At 68.7% G+C, this 776-nt stretch carries 1 protein-coding gene; it reads right to left on the reverse strand.

Translation table 11 applies throughout. The features are described from left to right. Positions 1–11: 11 nt before the first annotated feature. Entirely contained in the window at positions 12–620 is a 609-nt protein-coding gene (locus N5D20_RS24680; protein ID WP_054661035.1) for an ECF-type sigma factor, read from the reverse strand. Between the last annotated feature and the right edge of the window lie 156 nt (positions 621–776).

Below are 776 nucleotides of genomic sequence, written 5' to 3' on the forward strand. Positions count from 1 at the left end.
GGCGCCCGGCGTCATCGCTGCGGAGCAAAGGCCACGGCCAAGTGGGCCCGCGCTCGGGTCCAATCGCGCCGCACGGTCCGGACACTCACCTGGAGGGCCTCGGCGGTCTCCTCCTCGCTCAGGCCGCCGAAGTAACGACATTCGACGACCCGGAGCAGGCGTGGGCTCTCTTTCCCGAGGACCTCGAGCGCCTCGTTCAGCTCGAGCACGAAGGCGCTCTGGTCGTCGATCGAGATCTGCCGCTGGTCGAGGGGCTCCGGCACGACTCCGGCTCCTCGTTTGTGGCGGCCCCGCTTGCGGGCGGCGTCGACGAGGAGCTGGCGCATCGCCGTCGAGGCCACGGCGAAGAAGTGGACGCGGTCGGCGAATCGCTGATCGTTGCGGGCGAGCTTGAGATACGCCTCGTGCACCACCGCCGTGGTGTTCAAGGTGGGGCTGCCGAGCTCGTCTCGGCGGCGCAGGCGGCGGGCGATCGCCCGCAGCTGCGAGTAGACCAGGGGAAGTAGGTCGGACAGGGCCTCGGCCTCACCAGCCTGGAGGCGTTCGAGCAGGTGCGCGATCTGCCCCGCCTCGGGGTCGTGGACATCCGCGGCACCTGAGCAATCTGCTTTCTGATTCATAGAAGTTCGGCTCGAGATCGTTCGTCGCAGCACCGACCGCTACGATACCGTGATCAGGTGGACTCACCGCCGGTAGCCAATGGTCTGGGAGAGCGGCAGCTGGGAGTACCGGCCCAGGCGCCGGCCCCCGCAGACTGCGGCAAATCTCGGTGGCTC

The sequence above is a fragment of the Stenotrophomonas sp. GD03877 genome, assembly GCF_029840555.1.
GTDB classification, from domain to species: domain Bacteria; phylum Pseudomonadota; class Gammaproteobacteria; order Xanthomonadales; family Xanthomonadaceae; genus Stenotrophomonas; species Stenotrophomonas geniculata.